The sequence below is a fragment of the Kitasatospora nipponensis genome, from assembly GCF_039528135.1.
Classification (GTDB): Bacteria; Actinomycetota; Actinomycetes; order Streptomycetales; family Streptomycetaceae; genus Kitasatospora; species Kitasatospora nipponensis.
In genome coordinates this window covers 1-740 of record NZ_BAAALF010000680.1, presented here as the reverse complement: position 1 = coordinate 740, position 740 = coordinate 1, and the positions used below count along the sequence as shown (strand labels likewise).

The window sequence follows — 740 nt, the reverse complement described above, 5'->3', positions numbered from 1 at the left end:
CCACCGGGCGCCAGCGGGCCAGGTCGGGACGGGCGTCCAGGAAGGCGAAGACCCGGTCGTACTGGTCGAAGACGTCGAAGTGCCTGCGGGTCGCGGTGGCCAGGATGTTGCCGCCCTCGCGCCGCTGGCGGTAGTGCACGCCGACCAGGTCGAGCAGGGTGATCCGCCCGGCGGCCAGCAGCGCCGGGAAGGTCCACGGGGTGTCCTCGTAGTACCCGGCCGGGAAGGTCAGGCCCTGCTCGGCGAGGTAGTCCCGGCGGTAGGCCTTGTTCCAGACCACCATCAGCAGGTCGAGCAGGTCGGGGCGCAGGTCCAGGTCGAAGACCTCGGGGCCGGGGCGGGCGAAGACCGGGGCGGAGGCGGAGCGGACCACCCGGCCGTCCCAGTACGCGCGGGCGTAGTCGTAGACCAGCAGATCCGGGTCGGCGGTGGACTTCAGCCGGTCCTCGACCGGCTGGAGCAGGCCGGGGGTCAGCGTGTCGTGGGTGTGCAGGAAGATCACGTAGTCGCCGGTGGGGGCCTCCAGCCCGGGGTTCCTGGCCCGGGCGGGGCCGACGTTGGGGGGGAGGTGGAGCACCCGGAGCCGCTGGTCGCGGCGGGCGGCCTCGTCCAGCAGGGCGCCGCAGCCGTCGGGCGAGCGGTCGTCAACCGCGATCAGCTCGAGGTCCGGACAGGACTGGGTGAGCACCGAGTCGAGGCACTCGGCCAGGTACTCCTCGACCTGGTACACCGGAACGATC

The 740-nt window shown here is 72.7% G+C and carries 1 protein-coding gene; it reads right to left on the bottom strand.

Features of this window, described 5'->3' with window-relative positions; translation table 11 throughout:
• Positions 1 to 739 (bottom strand): glycosyltransferase family 2 protein (locus ABD323_RS42685; protein ID WP_344447431.1); only part of this gene is annotated, 739 nt, incomplete at its 3' end.
• Between the last annotated feature and the right edge of the window lies 1 nt (position 740).